Raw genomic sequence first — 23,593 nt, forward strand, 5'->3', positions numbered from 1 at the left:
CCGCATCAGGTCAAGAGCGATTGGACATATTGGGTAAAGCTGGCCAATAGTAGTCACAATGATTTCAACCCCTTCTGCCTCTGGTCCAGCGATCAGCCTGCAAAATGTCAGGCGCATCTATGGGACTGTCACGGCAGTCGACGATGTTTCGCTTGAGATTGCAGCGGGCAGCTTTGTAGCGCTCGTCGGTCTCTCCGGATCCGGCAAATCTACTTTGTTAAAGATGATCAATCGGCTGATAGACCCGACGAAGGGCGAGGTTTTGATCGCTGATGATAATGTCAAAGCGATTGATCCGCATATATTGCGCCGCCGGATCGGTTATGTGTTTCAGAATATTGGTCTCTTCCCGCACATGACGATATCGCGCAATATTGCAATCGGGCTGGAATTGGCTGGCGAGAAAGAAGGGCTGAGTGATCGCGTGGCCGAGTTGCTCGATCTGGTGGAGCTTCCACAAGAAATGGCGAACCGGTTGCCGCATCAACTTAGTGGTGGGCAACAGCAAAGGGTTGGTGTTGCCCGAGCGCTGGCAACGCGCCCCGGTCTGATGTTGATGGATGAACCCTTTGGTGCGCTGGATCCGGTGACGAGAGACAGCCTTGCCGGCCAGTATAAAGCGCTACACGAAAAGCTGGGCCTTACAACGATCATCGTCACCCATGATATGGCTGAAGCGCTCTATCTCGCGGATCGGATATTGGTAATGGAGGCCGGGCAGATCAAAGCGGATGCCACGCCTGCAGAGCTTTTATCCGGCGGAGTCGGCGACGAAGCCGAGGCCCTGGTTGCCATTCCGCGCGCGCAGGCAGCCCATCTCATCGCGCTTGGTGAAACAGATGGAGCGAAAAAGGCGTGACGGAGGCATGGCAACAGGCCTTCTCGCGGGTGCCCGAATTGCTGGCAGCCCACGTACAGCTTAGTTTTTCGGCATTGTTGCTTGCTATGGCTTTATGTCTGCCGCTCGCGATCTGGGCGGCGCGCGCACCGAAAGTAGCTGCGGTCATTCTTGGCTTTGCCAGTTTGGTTCAGACTATTCCGGCGCTGGCCTTGCTTGCGCTTTTCTATCCGGTTCTGCTGGGGCTGTCCGCCTTGCTTGGTGGTGGAATATCGGCATTGGGGTTTCTGCCGGCCCTACTCGCGCTTACTCTTTATGCCTTGTTACCGATACTGCGCAACGCGGTCACTGGACTGACCGGTGTGTCACCCGCGGCGAAACAGGCGGCCGATGGATTGGGTATGACCACAGTCCAAAAACTACGTTTGGTTGAAGCGCCTTTGGCTGCGCCAACGATTATGGCGGGCATCCGAACAGCTGCTGTGTGGACCATCGGGGCGGCTACGCTATCCACTACGGTGGGACAAGCCAGTTTGGGTGATTTGATCTTTGCCGGTCTGCAGACTCAAAACTGGGCATTGGTTTTAACCGGTTGTCTGGCATCGGCTGGGTTAGCCATCATCGTCGATTTGCTTCTGGGCGTAATTGAGCGCGCCATTCGTGAGCGACGCAAAATCATCGCTTGGGGTGCCGCCGTTACACTTGGCATCGGACTGGTCATCGCGGTGTTGCCTACACTCAATCGGAGCGATGATGTCGTCGTCATTGGTGCGAAAGGCTTCTCGGAGCAGTTTATCTTGGCGCGTCTGATCGGTTCGCGGCTGGTCGAGGCGGGCTATGAGATTCGGTATCAGGATGGTCTTGGCTCAGCGGTCGTGTTTCAGGCGGTAGCGTCAGACGATATCGATATTTATGTAGACTATTCCGGTACGATTTGGACCAATCAGATGAAGCGCACCGACCCGGTTTCGGCTGAAGATATGGTGCAAGAGATAGCCAAGTGGAGTCTATCCGATCACGGTGTGACCATGTTTGGCGCGTTGGGATTTGAAAATACCTACGCTTTTGCCGTTCGCCCGGAAGATGCGGAAAGCAAGCGGCTCAGCACGCTCGATGACTTGGCGCGCGTTTCACCAGGGTTTACTTTTGGCACCGACCTTGAATTTCTCGAACGGCCGGAATGGGATATGGTCCAGGCAGCATATCCGATCCGATTTAAGGAATCCCGATCGTTTAATCCAACCTTCATGTACCCCGCTTTATCGAGCGGAGATGTGGATGTTATCTCGGCCTTTTCTTCTGACGGACGGATCGCCGCCAATGGCTTTGTTGTACTGGAAGATGGAAAGGGCGCGGTGCCGTCTTATGAAGCGATGATATTGGTTGCCCCCGGACGCAGTGGTGATGATAATTTCATGAACGCAATCAAACCTCTGGTTGGTGCAATTACTGTGGAAAATATGCGAGAGGCCAATTATAAAGTCGACCGCGAGGCGGACAAGCAATCGCCCAGACAGGCGGCGCGCTGGCTGGATGAGCAGATCAGAAATGGGAAAGATCAATAAGTGACAAGACAGTTTTTTGTGATGTTCCGGCTGCGTCTTCTGGCCGTTTTAATTCCCCTCTTCATGGCCACCGTGCCAGCGCATGCGCAAGTGGCGGTGACATTCTACTCCCATGATTTTGGCAAGAATTTTCCGCATGCCTTTTTTGTGATGAAGGGGGAACTGGAGAGCGGCGAGACTGTAGATACCAGCTTCGGGTTCACCGCGGTCAATATCTCGCCGGGGATCCTGTGGGGTTCGGTCAAGGGCAAGGTTGAAACGCCCAAGCCTAAATATATTACCAACAGTAATCCGCATTTCACAGTCACCGTTGGCGACAAAAAATATCGTGAATTAATGGCGCTGGTTACTAAGTGGCGCAACAAGCCTCAGAAAAGCTACAGCCTCAACAAGCGCAATTGTGTCCATTTTACTAGCGAGGCGATTGCGATATTGGGTTATCAGTTCAATGCGAAGACAAAATTCTGGAAAAAACCGCGATCCTTCATGGAAGAAGTGATGGCGCTGAATCCCTTGCTGAAGAAATAGCGACCGGTCGCGCGAAAGCTTACATCACCATCCTATTATAGTGATGCCAGATAAAAATCGCCACCGATCCGCGATGCGGTGACCACGGCAGCGCAATTTCTCGCAAATCCTGTTCCGATGGCCGCGTGTCATGGCCGAAAATGTCGCCGACGCCAGCCTGAATTGCTAGATCACCGGCTGGCCAGATATCAGGGCGGCCCAAGGCAAAGAGCAGATAGATTTCCGCCGACCAGCGGCCAATACCCTTTACCTGAGTGAGCCGGGCAATGGCTTCCTCATCTTCATCCGGTAAGTTGTCGAGGTCCAATCCGCCAGACAAAATCAACTCTGCCAGACTGCGGGCATAGCCTTGTTTCTGACGCGAAAGGCCGCAAGCACGCAATTCGTCAAAGTCGGTTGCGATCAGCGCCTCGGCCGGGCAACCTGCGCCCAAGCGCGCCTCCAGCTTGTTCCAAACTGAAGCGGCAGACGCCACACTGACTTGCTGACCGACAATCGTGCGGAGCAAGGTCTGATAACCTTTGGGATTGATCCGCGGTTCGGGGTAACCGGCCGCCTTGATAGCCTTGCTCAATGACGGCTCGACTTTGCTAATCGCATCGAGGCTGGTCTTTATCGTCTCTTTTGATAGGCCCATTGCGGCTTCGCCTTAGGTTACTGGCCTTGTGGCCTCTTGATTCTTTTTAATCGAGCGGACATAGCGTGCCGGATTTTGAATGAAAACAGCTTAAGGGATTTATATGCCAACCATCCACGTCACCGGTCGTACCGGAGAAGAAAAAGCGGTTACCGTCGATAGCGGTATGAACGTCATGGAAGCGATCCGCGACAACGGATTTGATGAATTGCTGGCGCTTTGCGGTGGATGCTGTTCATGCGCAACCTGCCATGTCCATGTTGATGCGGATTGGAAAGACAAGCTGCCTGCGATGAGCGAGGACGAAGATGATCTTTTGGAAAGCAGCGACCACCGGGATGAGTTTTCCCGCCTGAGCTGCCAGATCGAGCTGAATGATGATCTTGACGGTCTGAAAGTGAAAATCGCCGAAGAAGATTAAGTCGGACGAAATATTACACAAAAAAGGGGAGCCGCGAAGCTCCCCTTTTTTATGCCGGTCACACAGTAGTCAGAACCTGATAAGAGCGCGTGGTCCCTCTGCCGTCTCTGCAGCATTCTTGCCGATTTTCCAGGTCATCACTTTCAGACCGTTCTTCTCAACAAAGCCATCAACGCTGTTGTTGGTCGCAACCGTGCCATTGGTCTCGATCGTCAGGACACCGTCAATTTCAGAAATTTTTGGTGCTTTACCGCCACTTTCTTTCATCATCATCATGTTAAAGAAGCTGCCCTGTCCGGCAATGCTAGGCGATAACAGCTCCACTGCACCATCGCTGCGCTGGATAAGCTGGAAGAACGGATATTGCATCTGTGAATCTGGAAGCACCGGAAAGCTGAAATAATTTCCGATAGTGCCGGTTTCGCTATACTCAACATCGAAAATATTCCCGCCCGCATGCTCGATTTTTTTCCAGCCGCGATATTTGCTCATTGTATTCGCAAAGGCGATCATGCTCGCGTCATCGCCAGGAATAGGACCACCGAAAAATGCGCCTGCCATGGCCTTTTCTTCGTCATAGCGCTTTTTCCTGCGCTCCTGACTGCGGACATATTCGTCTTTTCTTTTGGTGATTTCTTCGTCCGTGCAGTCACGATCGACCACGTCATAGGTGCGAATGCTGGTATCGACATCAGGATTGGCGTCTTTTCCATAGGCATCATAGTCATCCCCATAGACCGGCCTGACAGGATTGACCTCACCATTGCTCTTGTAAACGCGGTCCCGGCAGATCAGCTTCGCTGAATCAAACGGCTCGTTGCTTGGTTTTTTCAGCTTGCCGTCGTCTGGCATCGTCATCTGAATTTGCCCAGTATAGCTGAATTCATAGCGATCACCGTCAAGGATCTTGAGATTTGCATTGAATTTGCCGGGCAATAGGAAGCAACCCGATAGCAACAGGGGTGCAGACAGCGCTGCAACAAATTTGAACATCTGTTTCATTTAATTCTCCCGGTTTCGTGTATATTCTGCGTAAAGAGCTATGGCTGCGGCGTTTGATACGTTGAGGCTTTCCATCTGCGGAGCCATAGGCAACCGCGCGAGAGCGTCACAATGGGCGGCAACATTCTGACGCAGACCTTCTCCTTCTGCGCCCATCACCAGTGCCAACTTGCTTTGCCCCATGATGTCGCCCAGTGTTTCCTTCGCATCACCGTCCATACCAATGCGCCAATATCCCGCCTCGGCAATTTCATCCAGCGCTCGGGCCAGATTGACCACCCGTATCCAAGGAACAATTTCCAGAGCGCCTGAAGCTGATTTTGCCAGCGTCCCGGACTCGGGCGGCGCATGGCGATCCTGGGTCACTATGGCTGCGGCGTCGAAGGCTGCGGCCGAGCGCAAAATTGCCCCGACGTTATGAGGATCGGTCACTTGATCCAACACCAAGATCGGGCGACCTTTTTCGGTTGCTTTGTCGAGCATGTCGCCAAGCCAGATTTCGGGCAGAGGATCGACATCAAGTACCATCCCTTGATGCGGTGCATCGCGCGGTATGGCGCGGCCCAGATCAGCCACGTCGCTATATACGACCGCAAGATCCTGCGGAAGGTCAAGTGAGGCAAGGGCCTCTCGTGTTCCTGATATTTTTTTTACGAACCGGTGCGGGTTGGCGAGTGCAGCTTCCACCGCATGCCGACCCCAGAATTTCAAACCACCGCCGGTTTTCTTCACAGATCTGTTTTTACGTGCCATATCGCTCTTTAACGGCTCGGCTGCGATGGCACATCCTTTTTTTTGCACGGCAAATATGTGATTTTGAGAGGGCAGGCATTGACACTGGGCGATGCTTTCGTCATTGAGCCGCATCTTGCCAAAAAACGGTCAAGACAGGCAACCAAATGGACAGGTGGCCGAGTGGTTAAAGGCAGCAGACTGTAAATCTGCCCGCGCAAGCGTACATAGGTTCGAATCCTATCCTGTCCACCATTTTTGCTGAGCAGTTTCGATCTGCGCTATCAGCGTCGGCAAGGGCGGTCTGACTAAGTAAAAACGTCTTCCAAACAGCAGAAACGTCTCTTGGCCGATATGCCAAATTTTTAGCGGAAAAACTCCGTTCCATTGCCGAAAACGGGCCCATCAGGCGCCACTAGGTCTCGACATAGCTCCAGTAGGTGCGATCCGCTTCATATGCATCCCAAACGCTCATCATTAGGTGACAAGCTTGTCCGGCTGTGGAAAGGAAGCTTCAAGTGAGTTCAGGATACAGGAGAGCATATGAAGAACCTATTTGACGTGAGCGGAAAAGTGGCGGTTGTCTCGGGAGGATCAAGCGGTATCGGCGCTATGATGGCACGTGGTCTGGTTGAGAACGGCGCCAAAGTCTATATCACCGCACGCAAGGAAGAGCGGCTGATGGCGATGGCCGAAGAGCTTTCCAAACTGGGAGAGTGTATCGCCATTCCAGCTGACTTATCCAATGTCGAGGGTATTGAAAGCTTCGTAGCGGCTGTGAGCGAGCGGGAAACTAGGGTCGACATCCTGATCAACAATGCCGGCGCCAACTGGGCTGCACCGGTTGAGGACTTTCCCGAAAAAGGCTGGGATAAAGTCATGGATATCAACATCAAGGCGATATTCTTCGCAACCCAAAAATTCCTGCCACTTCTCAAAGCTTCGGGTAATCCGGATGATCCTGCGCGGGTAATCAATATCGCGTCGATCAATGGCATCCGAAATTCCGGCATGCCGACTTATGCCTATTCCGCGAGTAAATCCGGAGTGATTCATTTGACCGAGCATCTCGCGACCGATCTTGCGTCCTACAACATCAATGTAAACGCCATTGCACCGGGCTTCTTCCCGAGCAATATGACCAAACAGATAGTTGAGAATGACGGGATGACCAAAATGGCAATTTCCCAGATTCCTAGGGGACGCATGGGTGCGCCGGAAGATATTGCTGGCACCGCGCTTTATCTGTGCTCCAGAGCATCATCATGGTTGGTCGGGCAAACAATTGCACTGGATGGCGGGATGATCTCACGCCCTTAGATTTCGATTGTTGCTATAACATACTGAACATAAAAAGGCGGCCGTTCCGTACGGCCGCCTTTTTTCACTTCCAAGCGCGCTTAGAAAGTAAGCTTCGCGCCAATTGTATAGCGTCGTCCCAGGGCATCATATGTTGATGGATATGTGTTGCCGCTGTTAAATTCCGTCGCACCAATTGTATTGCCAACCAGCGGCGGTTTCTTGTCGAACAGATTGTCGACCACGAATGTCAGATCCAGCGTATCCATGAGCGTCGTCTGCAGCACCAGATCGAAGATATTATAGGAGCCGATGCTTTCGAACTCGGGAAGAAAGCTGCCTTGCAAAGACGTCTCGACTTCCTGGCTGGAAATATATTTCCAACCCAGGGAGATGGATCCTTCCTCGCGCGATAATGAAATCCGGCTGTTCGTCTGGAATTCTGGCTGGATACTTTCGCAATTGACGCTGTAGAAGCCTGCACATTCGCGATTTACACTGTCCGGTGTGGCCTGGAACTTTCTATCGAACGTATAGTTTCCGTTCACTTGCAGTCCGAGGGTCGCGAAATCGAGGTCCCGACTATAGCTAATGTTGAAATCAATTCCCGACGTTTCCAATCGTCCAAGATTGGTTAGTTCTAGCAGAAGGCCAGGTGTATCGCTTGCCCCGCCGTTCAGACTGCCGTTCAGGGGGTTGCGGATGATCAGTGCGCAGGCGGGATCGCTGGCATCAGGCGGATTGAAACAGGGCTGGATAACATCCCCGACTGTTGTCCGCGAAATGGCGTCCTTGATCTCAATATCGTAATAATCCACCGACACCGTCAGACCCGGAATAATGGCGGGCTGGATAATCGCACCAAAAGTAATGGTCGTTGCTTTTTCAACATCCAGATCAGGGTTGCCGCCGCCGGTAAAGTTGATTTGACTCGCGGACGGGGCCGGAATGGAGCCAATAGTGCCGGCGGGGGCGCCTTGCGCAATACAGATAGCGGTGAGCTCAGCATTCCCGACGGGATTGGCACCAGCACACGGATCAACAGCGAGATTGTCCAGTCCAGTCACCGGAGGCTCGAAAAGCTCTTCGATATTGGGAGACCGCACGGCGCGTTGATAGATACCCCGCAGTTTCAGACCATCCACGGGTTCCCAGCTGCCACCGGCTTTCCAGGTGAAATTCCCGCCCGTATTGGAATAATCGGAATAGCGACCGCCAAGCTCAAGCGTCAGGCTTTTGAAAAATGGTTGATCCTCGACAATGGGAGCAACGATTTCACCAAATACTTCCTTCACACTATAGCGACCGGATTGGGCCAAAAAGGCCTCGCCATTACCGAGCACCTCATCAAGCGTCCCAGTTGCAATATCGGGGTTAATCGACGCAATATTCTCGCGATACTCAACGCCAACGGCAAAATTGAGTGGTGTGCCTGCCCAAGGTAAGGCAAAGCCTGCATCACCGGAAACCGAACCGGTAACCACGGTCAATTCGGTTTTTGTCGTCAGAGATACTGGCGGTGCCGAGAAAGCGGCGAAATCCGGGGAGATATCCTGACCGGTTGGACCGAATAGATTGATCGGTACACAGCCATTGGATGGATCCACACAATTATCTGCATCAATAGCGAAAAGCGACTGCTGAACACGGGATTGCAAGCCATTATTTCGCTGACTGCGGACACGTTCGGACTGGCCATGCGTGGCGTGGACATCCCATTCGATATTATCGACTATCGTACCGCGAACACCGGCTTCAATCTGGAATACATTGGATTCGATTGTCTCCTCGCGATTGCCCTGTTCAACCAGCCGACGATTGATTGTCACCGCCGGAGCGCGAAAGGCAGGATCGCTGGGGTCGGTAACACCCGCCGCCGCATCACAGTCTGCCTGCGAGATTCCTACACCCTGTTGGGCACATATCTGGTTTCGCAGATTGTCGGTCAGGAATGGATTGCTGAGCGGGAGATTATAGGTCGTACCAAAGAGTCCTGATGGCGCTGCCCGAATATCAACCTTATTGTTGGAAAACAGTCCTTTGCCGTAAACTTCAATGCCATCAGCAACTTCAAAATGAGCGGCACCGAATATGTTGATCCGTTCCAGCGGCGTTTGATAGAGATTGAACGGATTGAAGTTAAACGTGTTGAACGGTGCGACCAAAGAGTCGGTATCTGGATCATATTGCATCCCGTTGATGGCAGTTGGTACCGATGTTCCGGATCCGAGAGCATTGCCGGAGACCGAACTGATCGAGTCGACACCAAAGCTGCGATCAGCCTGGAACAGGGGATCGGAACTGTGATATCCGATGTTCAGGACAGCATTGCCGCGATCGTCCGCAAAATTGCCGCCGATGGTCAAATCGGTCCGGAATACACCGGCATCACTGCTTTCTGTGAGGCCATAGCTGGCTGAGATTTCAGCGCCTTCAAAATCCCGTTTCAACACGAAATTGACCACACCGGATATCGCATCCGCACCATAAACCGTTCCGGCACCTCCGGTCACGATATCAACCCGCTCTACCAAGGCCAGCGGGATAACATTGGTATCGGTAACACCGGTTAGCCCGGCTGGTACCACTCGGCTATTGTCAATCAGGACAAGGTTACGATTGCTTCCCAGTCCGCGAAGGTTGACCTCCGACGAACCGTCATTGCCATTATTGACTGATGAGCCAATGCCAGCAACAACTCCGGGTAAATCCCTGATCAACTCTTCCGCTGTCAATGAGGGGGCAAGGTCAATTTGATCGCGACCCAACACGGTCACTGGACTGGACAGCTCCAGATTGGGATCCGTGATCCTAGACCCTGTAACGACAATCACATCTGCGGAATCATCGCTTTCTGCGCCTTCCTGATCCTGCGCTTTGGCTGCCGTAGCAGAGATAGCAACAGCGACCATCGCCGCTGAAGTAAGGCATTTGCGTAAGGTTTGAGTTTTCAAATTCGGCCGCATTGCTGGCTCCCTTGGTTAAATACAGGGGCAACCAAATAAATAGAAAGAGCGGTTCAGCAATCAAATATGACGGTAATTTGAATATTGAATAACAGATGGCGAATTGATGCAACGGTGGGTGCACAATCGCGTGAATATATATCAGTAATTATGGAGAATAATATCTTACACCACTGATAATGAAGTTATTATTATTCGATATTCGGAGAGATAATCGCCATCACCTCTTTGGCATATTTTCGACCTACCGGGACTTCATCGCCGGTGCTTAACCGCACTATTCGAGCACCATTGCTGTTGCGTTTTATGGCGACGATACGAGAGACATTTACCGCTGCGGAACGGTGTACGCGCAGAAAGCCAATGGCGGCGTTGCGGGAAACGAAGTCTCCGATCATCTGGCGATACAGATAGGTTTTTTCTTCAGCATGGAGGCGCACATATTCGCCCTCCGCTTTTATCCAGTCTATCCGATCACAATCCACGCGCACCGTTTCACCGTGCCGTGGGACCCATAAGTAATGGTCATCATCCAGTGCTTTGGAGCGCTCCTGCCTCAGTTCGTTGAGCGTCTTTCCCAGAAGCGCAAGCCGGTTGCGTGCTTCGCGATCGGCATAAGCAACCCGGGCCCGGTCGATGGCTTCGACTAAGCGGGCATAGCGCACGGGCTTTGGAATAAAATCAAGTGCCCCAGTTTCGAACGCACGGACCGCAAATTGGGGATATGCGGTTATGAAGATGATAAGCGGAATGCGGCTGGCGTGATCGTTGAGGGAGGATGTAAGATGTTCAATGACATCAAATCCATCCAGAAGCGGCATTTCAATATCAAGCAAAATCACATTTGGATTTAGTTTTTCAATGAGCGCCAAGGTTTCCCTGCCATCGGCGGCTTCCCCAATCAGAGACACCGCATCCATCCTGTTTACAAGTTCCGCCAAACGGGAGACGGCCAGCGGCTCGTCATCGCTAATCAGCACAGTGATCGGGGTCATTGCCTGAGCCTGAGGGAATTGATGGTCCACGGAAAGACAGAGGATAAGTTCGCGGGGATTACACTTGGCTGAACAACGGTGGGTAAATCATGATAGATTTCGGTAGGATGGCTGGATATTGCCCGCGGTTCGATCATCCGTGCAATGACAGAGTATGTTCTGGCTACCCCATTGGCCGCAGAAGAAAGAACAGGGCTCAGAAAATCAATTCTGCCGCTCCAATATCTATTCACTCTGCCCATGGCCATCGTTATGCATGCGGACGAAACCGAGCGAAACCATCTTCGCGGGTCGTTCATTTGGTTCAGCAGGTCGTTTGTTGCTACTTTGTGATTTTTGTCGGTTCTTGGCCGCTTTTCGTAGAATAGCACGAGAAATTTTACATCATTTTACGTAACCTTATTCGTGCAGTTTAAAGGCCGACCCCCCGGCTGATAGTGATACAGGAGCGTAAATAATGGCAACCAAAATGAAATCAATGGATCCGAAAGTAGATGTGAGTGCTGAGGGATCAGCATGGCGTCCAGCATCCTCTCGTCGGTTGATCCTGGATGCCGCGCGGCGAAAGCTGCGCCAACAGAGCTTTAACGAGTTTGCGATGGAGGCTGTTGCTTCCGAAGCCGGTGTTTCCCGTCGTACCGTCTATAATCAATTTGCCAATCGCGAAGAGCTCTATTGCGCTTCCCGGCTGGAATTATTTGAAAAAATAGATTTGGCTATGGTGTCGATCAAATTCGATACTGATCAACCCGTCGAAAAAATGCTGCACCGGTTTTGCAAGGCTGGGATCGCAATCTTATTGTCCCCAGAAAGCTTTGAGCTTAGAGCCTCTCGCGCACGCGACCGGCGTGCCTTTCGGTGGATTGAAGAGCAATATGCGCACCGGATCGACGAACCGTTGCGCCTGAAGATTGAGCATTTTTTGCTCAGTCTCATGCTTAAGGGCGATATTGAAAATACGGATCCTGAACCTTTGGCAGAATCGCTTTTGTCCGCGATCAACGCCTGTGTCGGCGATGACGGCAAGGCAGAGGCCAACCTGAAACAACCACCGGTATTCACCCCAAAGGAAATCGCCGATATCTATCTCAATCGGTTACCGCTGGTCAGCCAAGAAGCCGCATAGCGCATAGGGCAATTTGATCTGGCTAGATGAAGCTCAAATCTGCGCGCCGTGCATGAAGATGATTTAGACATGCCGCTGTCAAGAGTGACGGCGGCATGTTCGTCAATGGGCTCACCCGCCGCTTGCTGGTGCAAGCCAACGGGTCGAGTCAACATATTGTCCGGACATTAAACCAATAGTTCCCCTTGATTTTGGGAGCGCGTCTGCGCATGGGTTGACCGAAACCACGGATCAACAAAAGGCCTTTTATGTCCTCTGAGAAACAAGCGCGAACCGGAACAGATTCTGCGCTGCGTAATTTTTTGGAAAGCGAAGCAGCAGGCGGTATATTGCTGATGTTCGCTGCCGCGTTGGCGATGATCGTTGCGAACAGCCCGCTTTATGACATGTACCATCACTTCCTTCATGAGTTGAAGGGACCGGTACTGTCGAAAAAACTCGGTCCGATGACCCCGCATTTATGGATAAATGATGGCCTGATGGCGATATTCTTTCTGCTGGTTGGTCTTGAAATCAAACGCGAATTTGTCGACGGCCGCCTGAATACATGGGAGCGACGGCGTTTGCCGGTCTTGGCCGCAGCCGCTGGTATGGTAGTGCCTGCCTTGATTTACCTCGCCATTGTCCGCGATATGTCGGAACTCTACAATGGCTGGGCGATTCCGGCAGCAACGGATATTGCATTTGCCATTGGCGTGCTGGCGCTGCTTGGGCCGCGAGCACCGACGTCATTGAAGCTGTTCCTCGTTACCGTTGCAATTGTAGATGATATGGGTGCCGTGGCCATTATCGCATTGGTCTACACGGCGGAAATTAACGGTGCGGCCTTGCTCGCCTCGGCGGTGATACTGGGCATTATGTACACGATGAACAAGGCAGGCGTGAAGTCACTGATCGCTTATCTGTTCCTGGCCTTGTTGCTCTGGTTTGCGGTTTTGCTGTCGGGAGTACATGCCACGATTGCCGGCGTGCTTGCGGCCATGGTGATACCGATCGTTGTGACTCCGGGGTCACCAGATGCAGTGGATTCGCCGCTGCACAGGTTGGAACATGGAATAGCGCCATGGAGCGCGTTCCTGATTGTCCCGATATTTGGCTTTGCCAATGCCGGTGTGTCGCTTGAGGGCCTTGGCGTGGAGCAAATTTTTGCGCCCCTGCCACTGGGCATTGCCGCAGGACTGTTCCTTGGCAAGCAAGTCGGCATTTTTGCTAGTGTCTGGATTGCTGTAAAGACGGGCTTTGCCCAGCGCCTTGGCGGGGCAACCTGGTTACAAGTCTATGGGGTTTCTATGCTCTGCGGTATTGGATTCACCATGAGCCTTTTCATTGGTGCACTGGCCTTCCCGGGCGAAGCGCTGTTGATAGAAGAAGCAAAAATTGGCGTGTTGATGGGCTCATTCCTGTCTGCAATCGTCGGGTTCACTATCCTGCGTTTTGCGCCTCAGCCGAATGAGGACGAGGACGAATTGGCAGTGGCTGAACCAGCCAAAGCGGCGTGATGCGGATCGGCTGTATAGCCGCCGGGCTCATGGCGATATTGCTGAGCGCCTGCAGCTACGTGCCACCGTCGTCACAAGCTGCGCCGACTTTGGCACCAGATTCGGCCATGGATTTGATCAGCCGCGATTATGTCAAACTTACCTTAGAGCTTGGGGAACAAGAGGCCGGCTATGTTGATGCTTATTATGGCCCGGCCGAATGGGCGACCGCAGCCAAGGCAAAGCCACGCGATATGCGCGAACTGGGCAATAGTATAGTGGATCTGATGCTGCGCCTTGATGCGCTGCCGCCGAGCGATGATGCTTTGATAGAGGCCCGGAAGCGCTTTTTATCGGCGCAGCTGGAAGCCGCCCTGACCCGGCATGCGATGATGCAGGACGAGGTTTTTCCTTTTGCAAAAGAAGCCAAGGGTCTGTTCGGCGTAACGCCTGAATTTGCTCCGCTGAACAGCTATGACGCGGCGCTGGCAACAATTGAGTCACTGGTTCCAGGCACGGCGCCATTGCACGAAAGGGTCGAGGCCTATCAAGACCGTTTCACAATCCCCACCCATCGCCTGAAACCGGTTTTTGACGCTGCGATTGCAGAATGCAAAAGACGGACAGCACAGCATATCACACTTCCACCGGACGAAAATTTCAGAATGGAATTTGTCACTGGCAAAAGTTGGAGCGGCTATAACTATTATCAGGGCAACTATCAGAGTCTGATTCAGATCAACACCGATCTACCGATCCGCATCAGCCGTGCTGTCGACCTGGGTTGCCATGAAGGCTATCCTGGGCATCATGTGTATAACTTGTTGCTCGAACAGCGTCTGACCCGTGAACGTGGCTGGCAGGAATTTTCGATCTATCCGCTTTATTCACCACAATCGCTTATCGCCGAGGGATCTGCCAACTATGGCATCGATCTCGCATTTCCAGGCGAAGAGCGTCTGACTTTCGAGCGCGATGTGTTGTATCCGCTGGCGGGGCTGGATCCGGCTACTGCGGCCGACTATTTCAAGTTGCAACAGGCGTTGAGCGAACTCAAGGGCGCGCGGTTTGTCATTGCCCAAGGTTATCTCGACAAGACCTTGGCGCGAGAGCAGGCGATTGCACTCATCCAGAAATATCAACTCGTCAGCCGCGAACGGGCCGAGCAATCCCTGTCGTTTAACGATCAGTATCGCAGCTATGTGATCAATTATGGTTTGGGTCAGGATATGGTGAAAGCCTGGATCGAACGACAAGGCGACGCCCCGGTCTGGCGCTGGAAGGCGATGGAAAAATTGTTGAGCGAGCCGATACTGCCAGATGATCTGATGGAGTGATTGGCAAAAAGTCCAACCCATCGCGAGACAGGTTGGACGTTTTGATCAAAGCATATATTAAGCCTGTAGAGCTTTCCAGAACGTGATTTTGTCATCACCATCCGCGTAGAAGTCGCGGATGCGTGATTCTTGATCATATTGACATAGCCGGTAGAATTCACGGGTTCGGGCCAAGGCGTCCGTTCCCGATGTTTCTACAATCAAAACACGTTGACCATGTGCGGCCAGATGATCTTCGATATGGCTCATCAGGGCGGCCCCGATGCCTTCACCCTGACGGTCCGGATCGACTGCGATGAGAAGCAGATTCCATGTCCTGTCGGTCATTTCTTCTGGTCTGCAATAGGCGACAGCTTTTGCACCGTTATCATTATAGGTCAGCCAAATTTCCTCGCTGCCGCCAGTACTGAAATAACCGGCGATCATATCGTCCAGCATTTCTGACGGGAACATATCGGTTGCGTCGATTATTCGCTTTAAAGCCGGGATGTCATCGGGTTCCACCGCTCTGATGGATTTCTGTTCGGGTGAGTTCATTGTTCTTCCTTTATCTGTTGTCGAGCTGAGGACGCACCGACACTCTGCCCAATTGCGAGATGCGATAGGGACTGCCTTTGCGGGACATGATCAGCCGCCTGCGTTTGAGGCGTGCGAATATGTCTAACGTGCAATCGGACAGCACATAGCCATCCCGGGTCATGCACATCACTTCGTCGATCTTGCTGTTTTTGTTACGTTTATGGCGGATATGACCGCCTTGAGCGAGTACGTGAAGCACCCGCTGTTCGGCTTTTGAAATATTCATTATCTTTACTCGGAGAATAAACCATAGGATATGACGAAAAAGCCTGTGTGCCAGGCACACCGGTTTCGTCGTTGCTGTGATTTGAACCGCTAAACGGGTTTCAAATCAGTTGGTTGTTACATTCTCTAACAAAAAAGCTCCGAGTTTGCGCAAATGCAATTTGCCTTTGCGAATCAAAAATTAGTCGAGCTTCCCCAGAAGTTCAACATTTTTCCGTCACTTGTGGCCAATTTTACGCCTCTGTTAACTTATCGCTAACCAATTTCGTTCACTCCGGTTTCTGAAACATGAACTGGCGCTGTCGAGTGCCGTGTTTTTGAACAGGGATCAAATATATGACTGAAGCGACCAACCCCGTAGATGTGGCCATTATTGGTGCAGGACCAGCGGGCCTTACCGCCGCGTATCTGCTCAGCAAAAAAGGCTATACCGTCAAGGTGATCGAAAAAGATCCAACCTATGTTGGCGGTATCAGCCGGACGGTCGAATATGAAGGCTTTCGTTTCGACATTGGTGGCCATCGGTTCTTCTCCAAATCTAAGGAAGTCGTTGATCTGTGGAATGAAATCCTTCCCGACGATTTTATTCAGCGGCCGCGGATGAGCCGCATCTATTATGAAGGTAAATTCTACAGCTATCCATTGCGCGCTTTCGAGGCTCTTTGGAATTTGGGTATCTGGCGTTCAACCTTGTGCATGGTCAGCTATGCCAAGGCGAAGGTCTTTCCGAACAAAAATGTGAAAAGCTTTGAAGACTGGACGGTCAACCAATTTGGCTGGAAGCTCTATTCGATCTTTTTCAAGACCTATACCGAGAAAGTCTGGGGCATGCCCTGTGATGAAATGTCTGCTGACTGGGCAGCACAACGGATCAAGGGCCTGAGCCTCTGGGGTGCCGTCGTTGACGGTCTGAAACGCTCTCTGGGTCTCAACAAAAAACCCAATGACGGCATGGAAACCAAGACTTTGCTGGAGACCTTTCGCTATCCCCGCCTCGGCCCTGGCATGATGTGGGACGCGGCTCGCGATTTCGTCCGGTCCAAGGGCAATGAAGTGCTGATGGGTCACAGTTTGAAGCAACTGGCGCAGGATGCTGATGGCAATTGGCGCGTTTCGGCTTCAACCGAAGACGGCGAGACTGTTATCAATGCAAAACATGTGATCAGCTCTGCGCCGATGCGCGAACTGGCTACCCGTATTCACCCGCTGCCTCAATCTCTGCCAGAAGCGCAGGATCTTCACTATCGTGACTTCTTGACTGTGGCGCTAATGGTCAAATCCGAAGATCTGTTTCCAGACAACTGGATCTATATTCATGATGACCGGGTTCAGGTTGGTCGCGTGCAGAATTTCCGCAGCTGGTCACCCGAAATGGTGCCGGATGAATCAATTGCCTGTGTCGGACTCGAATATTTCTGTTTTGAAAATGATGGCCTGTGGTCTTCGACCGATGAGGATCTTGTAGAACTGGCCAAAAAAGAAATGGCGATCCTGGGTCTGTGCAAACCGGAAGATGTTGTTGGCGGCGCGGTCGTCCGACAGGAAAAAGCTTATCCGGTTTATGACGACAGCTATGAAGCCAATGTCGAAACCATGCGCAGCGATCTCGAAGAGCGTTTCCCGACGCTCCATATGGTCGGTCGCAACGGTATGCACCGGTACAACAACCAGGATCACGCGATGATGACCGCGATGCTCACAGTCGAGAATATCGAAGCCGGATCACGCAAATGGAATGTGTGGAACGTCAACGAAGACGCTGAATATCACGAAGCCGGTGACGAAGGCGCAGAAACCGTGATTTCCGAAGACCGGGCAGCTGCGCTGGAAAGCATGCGCGATGTTCCGACACGGATTGACGACGACGCACCAGAAGCCAAGCCTTCCAAAGCGGCTTAAGCAACATGGAGCGCAGCGGTCATGACAGACGGTCTACCGTCGGAATCTGGGTAGGAAACCTGCCCGGACCGTTGGCCCTGCTGAACCGCTTCTCGATCACGCGCTATTTGCTGGCAAGTGTTGTCAGCCTTGCCTTTGATGTCGCTTTGTTCATGGTCCTAGTTGCGTTCGCAAGCGACCCAGGTTGGGCATCGGCGGCGGGCTATACTGCCGGTATCCTGGTACACTGGCTTATCTCATCGAGTTTTGTTTTTCCTGGCAAGACCAGACAGGGTGCTGCGCTGCAACTACAACGTATCGGCTTTGTGGCCACTGCAGTCTTAGGCCTTGGAATTACCGTCAGCATCGTCAGTTGGTTAACCGATATGGGTACTCTGCCGGTCGTTGCCAAAGGCGTAGCGGTCTTTGTTAGTTTCTTTGCGGTCTACCTGACCCGCAAGTTTGGAGTATTCCGGTGACAGCAACAACTACAGCTATATCAGTTGATCGTAATCCTGTTTTCCCCAAAGCAGAATTGAACCGTTTTCTAAATTGGGCCTTCGTCTGGATATTACTCGCCAATGCCGGTTTCATCGCGATGTGGTTTGTCGGCGCACCTCCTCGTTATCTTGAAATTGGAATTATCGGTTTTACCGGGTTGATCGTGAAGCGTTTTGCGCCCTGGGTTCAGTGGATCGCCTTTGTCGCCGTGATGAGCTATTCAATGCTCAGTTTTGTTGGCGGTCTGTTTAACCTCAATATTTCGTCATTGATTTACTCGCTGCAGTTTTTTGCAGAACTCAAGCCGGACAGTTCGATTGAATACATAATCGTATCGATTTTGGCGGTCGTCACAATGGTGGTGGCATTCTGGCTGCTCCGACGGCCAGGTAATTTTTCTAACCCTTGGTTGATCATCCTTTCGGGTGGCCTGATCATGGGTCTCGCTACCGCCGACTTTGCGATGGGACAAGGCATGCGGGGTCACTATAAACGGTCAGCACCTGCAGGCGCATTTTTTGAATCCGCAACCGGACAAACCGAATTTGCCGCACGGGCCGACGGGAAGCGCCATCTGGTGTTGATCATGGTCGAGTCCCTTGGTGTGCCGCAAGACAATCAGGCGATGTCGGACAAGCTATTCGCATATTATGAGAACAGCGCGATTCAGCAACGTTATGACGTGAGCAAAGGCACCAGCCTCTACTATAACAGCACGACCGCGGGCGAAGTGCGAGAAATGTGCGGCCGCTGGGGGGATTATTACGAACTTGTCGAAGCCAAGGATGACAGCTGCATGCCAGCGCAATTGGCGGCGAAAGGCTATGCGACCCAGGCAATGCACAGTTTCCAGGGCGGATTTTTCAAACGCAATGAATGGTATCCCAATATTGGCTTCCAACAGCAGGAATTCTGGCCCGACTTGCAAAAAAGAGGTGCGGAATGGTGCGGCGGCGTCTTTGCTGGAGCTTGTGATCGGCAGATACCGAAACTATTGGCCGAAAACCTCAAGCAGACGAAGCAGCCAACCTTCCTATACTGGCTGACACTTAATGCGCATTTGCCGGTTCCGACGGGTTTGAACCTGAATGTGGATGATTGTCAGAAGGTTTCACCTGTACTGGCCAAGGATTTTCCAATGATCTGTCGGCAGATTGCAATATTCGACGATATCGACAGAGCCCTTATCGCAGAAATTACCGCAAGTGATTTTCCGGAGGCTGATATTCTGATCGTTGGCGACCATATGCCGCCTTATTATGACCGGCACCATCGCTCTCAATTTGATCCCGAGCGCGTGCCTTGGCTATATCTGAAGCACAAAGGGGCTGCTACGCCAGAGTCATGAATATCACTGAATATCTGCGGAAATCGGGACCGCTGCTTTTCATCTGGGTAGCGATTTGCGCGGTACTGATTGCAGTGTCGTTCGAGCAGATCGCTTCTGGTATTGGCTGGGGTCCGGATGACCAGTTGCGACAGGTTCAACTGCGGGATTGGTTAGCCGGGCAAAGCTGGTTCGACACAACACAATATCGGATTGGTACGCCTGATAGCCAGCCAATGCATTGGCCGCGACTGATCGAGTTACCATTGGCGATAGTGGTTCTGGCGCTTGGGCCGATAATTGGGCCCAGTGCTGCAGAAACCGCCGCAATGACACTGGTTCCACTGGTTGCACTTGGCATCGCAATGTGGCTGGTGGGCAAGATAACGGAACAGCTTTTCGAACGGAAAATTGCAATATTGTCAGCTGCGTTGACGGCGACCGCTGTGCCCGTTGTTGCGCAACTCAGACCGATGCGGATCGACCATCATGGCTGGCAGATTATACTCGCATTGGTTGCGTTGTGGACAATGTTCTGGCCGGACAAGCGCAAAGCTGGTCTGATCATGGGCGCCGCCTTGGCCTTGTGGCTAACCATCTCGCTGGAGGGCTTGCCGCTATCGGTTGCTTTCATCGCTCTATTGGCCTGGCGCTGGATTATTTCTCTGGACGAAGGCGTTCGGCTTCTTTGGACCCTTGCAGGCTTTCTGGGAAGCAGTTGGGGCCTTTATCTGGTCAATCATGGCGGTATTGATACGGCCCTCGCTTATTGTGATGCAATAACGCCAGCACATCTATTCGCCTGTGTTGCTGGCGCCCTTGTAATTTTGCCAGCGATAAAATTTGCACCGGCTTCCTGGCTGGTGCGCCTCATCGCACTCGCGTTGGCAGGAGCTGCAGCACTCGGCACTTTTTACTTCAGCGCACCGCAATGTGTTGGTGGAGCCTTTGGGCAACTGGACCCGTTGGTGCACGACTATTGGTTGGTTCATGTCCGGGAAGGTTTACCTATCTGGGATCAGCCAGGTAGGGAGATTATCTCTCTATTTGGTGGGTCGATCATCGTTGGTCTCGGTTGTCTGACTTACATTAAATGGCGTCGGTCAGATGTTATGGCCAAGGATAAACTGTTTCTGTTGGCTTATGCCTTTCTGTGGGCATTTATCGTATCGCTGATGGTTCAGCGTGCCGCGTCTGTAGCGGCTGTCTATGCTTTGCCACTCATGGGTTGGGCTGTGCATCATGCATTTTTGGGTGCACGGGAACTCAAGAGTCCAGCCATCCGGATATTCGCGACTGCAGCGGTCGTTTTTCTTATCTTGCCCGGCCCACTATTTCTGGGGTTGGTCAACGCCATCGACAGCGGTGATCAGGATATTGAAGCCGAACAGGTCGCATCTTCGACCGACGTGCCGGCTTGCGACTCATCACCGTCACTGGCCAAGCTTAATGCGCTGCCACAGTCTACCATCCTTGCTCCTTTTGATTTCGGTCCCGAGATACTGGTGCAGACACCGCACAATGTTCTCGCGACCAGTCACCATCGCAACGACGCGGCCATGGCTGACCACATTCGTATTTTTACCTCAAGCCCGGAAAAAGCACGTGATATTCTGGAGGCCAGAAATGTCCGTTATGTTGCGATATGTCCCGGCGAGTCAGAACTGAATATGTATGCGGTCAAACATCCTGATGGTCTGTGGGCAAAATTATCCAAGGGACAAAAAGTGGACTGGTTGCATTCTGTCCATTTACGGGACAGTGGCCTGTCAATTTGGCGAGTTGTGCCGAAAGAGCTACGTAAAGGAATGTAAAATATGATAGCCGTATCTAGGCGATCATAAATCGGGACCAGGAGAAAAAAATGGCGGGGATAACCGGACTAGGTGGTGTGTTCCACATCGTAAAAGATCCAGCGGCAACGCGAAAATGGTACAAGGATTTTCTCGGATTGGATGGTGAATATGGTCCCATGCTTAACTGGTCCGATGAAAAAGGTGATAGTCCCTATAGCCTGATCAGCCATTTCTCTGAGGATACAGAATATCTGGAACCGAGTGCGGCAAAATTCATGATCAATCTGCGGGTTGATGATCTGGACGGCTATGTAGCGGAGTTGAAGGCCAAGGGGCTTGAGATCCTCGGCCAAGTCGACGAAGGCTACGGTAAATTTGCTTGGATACTCGATTGCGACGGGATCAAGCTGGAGTTCTGGCAACAGATGGAAGCACCGGAAGCTGGCGGCTGATCAATCTAGGCTGGAATGAACTTCAGCGCCAAGCCGTTGATACAGTGACGTTTTCCAGTTGGTTTAGGGCCATCGCTGAATATGTGACCCAGATGCCCACCGCATCTGATGCAATGGACTTCAGTCCGTGGATAACCGATTTTATAGTCGGTGGACGTGCCAACGCGGTCCTTGATCGGCGCCCAAAAACTCGGCCAGCCGGTGCGACTGTCAAATTTGGTCTTGGATGAATACAAGCCGAGGTTACAGCCCGCACAAGCAAATACACCTTGGCGCTTTTCTTGGTCCAGCGGGCTGGAATAAGCGCGTTCTGTTCCCGCTTGACGCAAAATGCGGTAGCGCGCAGGGCCCAACCGCTTTTTCCACTCTTCCGGTGTGCGGTTGATCTTGAATTTCTGACCGGACTTTGCACTCGCACTGCCGCCGAAAAAACCGCTAACGCTTGCCGCGCCATAGAGGCCTGCACCGATCAAGCTGGTGGTAACTATTTTGCGTCGGCTGAAACTCTTCATGGCGCGTCTTCCTGTGCTATTCACACCTTATTCGGTGTGTCTTGCCAGATAGTTACATCACGCCGCCTGAATAGAAACTGATCAATATTTGGATAGCTTAACCTGCATCTTGCGGAATCCGTGCACGAAACAGGCGTGAACCCGCTTGATATCGCCGGTGACGTTGACCTGCATGCGTCGTGCAGCCATTTCTTCGAGCAATATTCGGATCTGCAATTCGGCCAGGCGTGCGCCCACACAGCGGTGAATACCATAGCCAAACGCAAGATGACGGCGGGCATTCTCGCGCTCGATATCAATCTGGTCGGCATTTTCAAATACACTCTCGTCGCGATTGGCCGAGATATACCACATGATTAGCTTTTCGCCCTTTTTGATCTCGTGACCGAACAGATCGGCATCTTCGGTGGCGGTGCGTCTCATATGAGCAAGCGGTGTTTGCCAGCGGATAATCTCCTGAACAGTGTTGGGAATCAGGTCAGGATTGTCCTGCAGCTTCTTGCGCTGATCAGGGAATTGATCGAGCCCGTAAGCCAGACCGGACATGGTGTTGCGGGTGGTGTCGTTGCCGCCGACGATCAGCAAGACCAGATTGCCCATAAACTCCATTTGATCCATATCTTTCATGGCTTCGCTATGGATCATCATGGAGATCAGGTCAGGTGTCGGCTCTGCATTGACGCGCTGGTTCCAGAGGTTCTGGAAATAGGCACCCATCTCATAAAGGATCTTTTGGCGCTGATCATCCAGTTCAGGCGCGAGAGACAGTTCCACGTCACCGGCCCAGTCCGACCAATAGGTCAGCAAGCGTCTGTCGTCCCATGGGAAACCAAAGAGAATGGCGAGCATGCCCGTGGTCAGTTCGATCGAAACCTTGTCGACCCAGTCAAATTCCTTGTCCCACGGCAGGCCGTCAAGAACCTCGGCCGTGCGATGACGAATTTCATCCTCCATCCGTTTCATTTCGGTGGGTGTGAAAGCGGGGGCTACCGTGCGGCGCTGCCCGGTATGTTTGGGGCGGTCCATTGCGATAAACATCGGTAACTGGAAATCAGAATTGTCGCGTTCCTCGGCGATTGTAATGCCACCATTGTTGACATCGGAGGAGTAAAGCTCGGGCAGGGCCTCGATATGCTGGATCGCCTTGTGATTGCAGATATTCCAATAGGGTCCATAATCCGAATCTTCGACCTTGTTGATCGGCGCATTGGCTCGCATCTCGGCAAAAGGCGCGCGCCATAAATCTTTGCTGTAGAGACTGGCCTTGCTGACATCGCGCGGATTGGCATTGGCATCAGCAACCGGCGGATTCGCTTCATACCAAGCTTCTAGCGCCTCCGAAGCCGTTGGTGAGGTGGTTAGGTTTGATGCGTTTAAGACGGGACTGGTGGCCATTTTT

Annotated in this window: 22 protein-coding genes and 1 tRNA gene; 14 read left to right on the forward strand and 9 right to left on the reverse strand. The window is 52.3% G+C overall.

The genetic code is table 11. The features are described from left to right. Nucleotides 1–58 precede the first annotated feature (58 nt). Genes DG177_RS12465 through DG177_RS12475 form a run of 3 tightly spaced genes read left to right on the forward strand, consistent with a single transcriptional unit; the run spans nucleotide 59 to nucleotide 2,931 of the window. Nucleotides 59–859: an ATP-binding cassette domain-containing protein gene (locus DG177_RS12465; protein WP_108811777.1), complete on the forward strand. Its 801-nt coding sequence runs from the start codon at nucleotides 59–61 to the stop codon at nucleotides 857–859. Further along, nucleotides 856–2,403 carry an ABC transporter permease/substrate-binding protein gene (locus DG177_RS12470; RefSeq protein WP_337658797.1) on the forward strand — a complete coding sequence of 516 codons (1,548 nt, stop codon included), beginning with the start codon at nucleotides 856–858 and terminating at the stop codon, nucleotides 2,401–2,403. Before DG177_RS12465 ends, DG177_RS12470 begins: the two co-directional genes overlap by 4 nt. Beyond that, nucleotides 2,404–2,931, forward strand: a complete 528-nt coding sequence (locus DG177_RS12475) for a hypothetical protein (protein ID WP_337658798.1) — start codon at nucleotides 2,404–2,406, stop codon at nucleotides 2,929–2,931. Nucleotides 2,932–2,950: 19 nt separating this feature from the next. On the opposite strand, the gene DG177_RS12480 is transcribed toward DG177_RS12475, so the two are convergent. Beyond that, entirely contained in the window at nucleotides 2,951–3,568 is a 618-nt protein-coding gene (locus DG177_RS12480) for a DNA-3-methyladenine glycosylase (RefSeq protein ID WP_108811778.1), read from the reverse strand. A 103-nt stretch (nucleotides 3,569–3,671) separates the two neighbouring features. Here DG177_RS12480 and DG177_RS12485 point away from each other — a divergent pair, with 103 nt between their 5' ends. After that, on the forward strand, nucleotides 3,672–3,989 hold the full coding sequence (locus DG177_RS12485) for a 2Fe-2S iron-sulfur cluster-binding protein (protein ID WP_108811779.1): 318 nt from the start codon (nucleotides 3,672–3,674) through the stop codon (nucleotides 3,987–3,989). Between the two features lie 69 nt (nucleotides 3,990–4,058). Here DG177_RS12485 and DG177_RS12490 read toward each other — a convergent pair whose 3' ends face one another. Then, nucleotides 4,059–4,991 (reverse strand): hypothetical protein, encoded by a 933-nt coding sequence (locus DG177_RS12490; protein ID WP_108811780.1) that lies wholly within the window; start codon nucleotides 4,989–4,991, stop codon nucleotides 4,059–4,061. Further along, entirely contained in the window at nucleotides 4,992–5,744 is a 753-nt protein-coding gene (rlmB, locus tag DG177_RS12495; protein ID WP_108812960.1) for a 23S rRNA (guanosine(2251)-2'-O)-methyltransferase RlmB, read from the reverse strand. It lies immediately after the preceding gene. 148 nt (nucleotides 5,745–5,892) lie between these two features. Here rlmB and DG177_RS12500 point away from each other — a divergent pair. After that, nucleotides 5,893–5,978: transfer RNA gene (locus DG177_RS12500), tRNA-Tyr, on the forward strand. Nucleotides 5,979–6,266: 288 nt separating this feature from the next. Beyond that, nucleotides 6,267–7,043: a glucose 1-dehydrogenase gene (locus DG177_RS12505; protein WP_108811781.1), complete on the forward strand. Its 777-nt coding sequence runs from the start codon at nucleotides 6,267–6,269 to the stop codon at nucleotides 7,041–7,043. A gap of 80 nt (nucleotides 7,044–7,123) precedes the next feature. Here the strand turns inward: DG177_RS12505 and DG177_RS12510 are convergent, their stop codons facing one another. Together DG177_RS12510 and DG177_RS12515 are read right to left on the reverse strand one after the other, a co-directional pair. After that, nucleotides 7,124–9,988 (reverse strand): TonB-dependent receptor plug domain-containing protein, encoded by a 2,865-nt coding sequence (locus DG177_RS12510; protein ID WP_337658799.1) that lies wholly within the window; start codon nucleotides 9,986–9,988, stop codon nucleotides 7,124–7,126. A gap of 191 nt (nucleotides 9,989–10,179) precedes the next feature. Further along, complete coding sequence (locus tag DG177_RS12515; protein WP_108811782.1) at nucleotides 10,180–10,983, reverse strand: response regulator; 804 nt, start codon at nucleotides 10,981–10,983, stop codon at nucleotides 10,180–10,182. A 457-nt stretch (nucleotides 10,984–11,440) separates the two neighbouring features. On the opposite strand from DG177_RS12515, the gene DG177_RS12525 reads away from it, so the two are divergent. The 3 genes from DG177_RS12525 (at nucleotide 11,441) to DG177_RS12535 (ending at nucleotide 14,924) form a co-directional block, all read left to right on the forward strand. Continuing rightward, a complete protein-coding gene (locus DG177_RS12525) occupies nucleotides 11,441–12,109 on the forward strand; it encodes a TetR family transcriptional regulator (RefSeq protein ID WP_108811784.1) in 669 nt (222 codons plus the stop codon). A 248-nt stretch (nucleotides 12,110–12,357) separates the two neighbouring features. Further along, on the forward strand, nucleotides 12,358–13,608 hold the full coding sequence (nhaA, locus tag DG177_RS12530; RefSeq protein ID WP_108811785.1) for a Na+/H+ antiporter NhaA: 1,251 nt from the start codon (nucleotides 12,358–12,360) through the stop codon (nucleotides 13,606–13,608). A 29-nt stretch (nucleotides 13,609–13,637) separates the two neighbouring features. Further along, the gene (locus tag DG177_RS12535) at nucleotides 13,638–14,924 is read left to right on the forward strand and encodes a hypothetical protein (protein WP_108812962.1); all 1,287 of its coding nucleotides are present in this window, start codon (nucleotides 13,638–13,640) and stop codon (nucleotides 14,922–14,924) included. A gap of 57 nt (nucleotides 14,925–14,981) precedes the next feature. On the opposite strand, the gene DG177_RS12540 is transcribed toward DG177_RS12535, so the two are convergent. After that, nucleotides 14,982–15,461, reverse strand: a complete 480-nt coding sequence (locus tag DG177_RS12540) for a GNAT family N-acetyltransferase (RefSeq protein WP_108811786.1) — start codon at nucleotides 15,459–15,461, stop codon at nucleotides 14,982–14,984. 10 nt (nucleotides 15,462–15,471) lie between these two features. After that, on the reverse strand, nucleotides 15,472–15,729 hold the full coding sequence (locus DG177_RS12545) for a YjhX family toxin (protein WP_108811787.1): 258 nt from the start codon (nucleotides 15,727–15,729) through the stop codon (nucleotides 15,472–15,474). A gap of 335 nt (nucleotides 15,730–16,064) precedes the next feature. Between DG177_RS12545 and DG177_RS12550 the strand changes: the two genes are divergently transcribed. The 5 genes from DG177_RS12550 to DG177_RS12570 are packed head-to-tail and all read left to right on the forward strand — an operon-like array spanning nucleotide 16,065 to nucleotide 21,682. Beyond that, the gene (locus DG177_RS12550; protein ID WP_108811788.1) at nucleotides 16,065–17,627 is read left to right on the forward strand and encodes an FAD-dependent oxidoreductase; all 1,563 of its coding nucleotides are present in this window, start codon (nucleotides 16,065–16,067) and stop codon (nucleotides 17,625–17,627) included. Nucleotides 17,628–17,632: 5 nt separating this feature from the next. Then, nucleotides 17,633–18,085 (forward strand): GtrA family protein, encoded by a 453-nt coding sequence (locus DG177_RS12555; protein ID WP_108811789.1) that lies wholly within the window; start codon nucleotides 17,633–17,635, stop codon nucleotides 18,083–18,085. Beyond that, the gene (locus DG177_RS12560) at nucleotides 18,082–19,455 is read left to right on the forward strand and encodes a sulfatase-like hydrolase/transferase (protein ID WP_108811790.1); all 1,374 of its coding nucleotides are present in this window, start codon (nucleotides 18,082–18,084) and stop codon (nucleotides 19,453–19,455) included. The genes DG177_RS12555 and DG177_RS12560 overlap by 4 nt, the downstream gene beginning before the upstream one ends. After that, nucleotides 19,452–21,248 carry a hypothetical protein gene (locus DG177_RS12565; RefSeq protein WP_108811791.1) on the forward strand — a complete coding sequence of 599 codons (1,797 nt, stop codon included), beginning with the start codon at nucleotides 19,452–19,454 and terminating at the stop codon, nucleotides 21,246–21,248. Before DG177_RS12560 ends, DG177_RS12565 begins: the two co-directional genes overlap by 4 nt. A gap of 50 nt (nucleotides 21,249–21,298) precedes the next feature. Continuing rightward, a complete protein-coding gene (locus DG177_RS12570; RefSeq protein ID WP_108811792.1) occupies nucleotides 21,299–21,682 on the forward strand; it encodes a VOC family protein in 384 nt (127 codons plus the stop codon). A gap of 5 nt (nucleotides 21,683–21,687) precedes the next feature. Here the strand turns inward: DG177_RS12570 and msrB are convergent, their stop codons facing one another. Together msrB and DG177_RS12580 are read right to left on the reverse strand one after the other, a co-directional pair. Continuing rightward, nucleotides 21,688–22,194, reverse strand: a complete 507-nt coding sequence (gene msrB / locus DG177_RS12575; protein ID WP_108811793.1) for a peptide-methionine (R)-S-oxide reductase MsrB — start codon at nucleotides 22,192–22,194, stop codon at nucleotides 21,688–21,690. Nucleotides 22,195–22,275: 81 nt separating this feature from the next. After that, complete coding sequence (locus tag DG177_RS12580) at nucleotides 22,276–23,589, reverse strand: cytochrome P450 (protein WP_108811794.1); 1,314 nt, start codon at nucleotides 23,587–23,589, stop codon at nucleotides 22,276–22,278. Between the last annotated feature and the right edge of the window lie 4 nt (nucleotides 23,590–23,593).

It is taken from the genome of Sphingorhabdus sp. Alg231-15 (assembly GCF_900149705.1).
Lineage (GTDB): Bacteria > Pseudomonadota > Alphaproteobacteria > Sphingomonadales > Sphingomonadaceae > Parasphingorhabdus.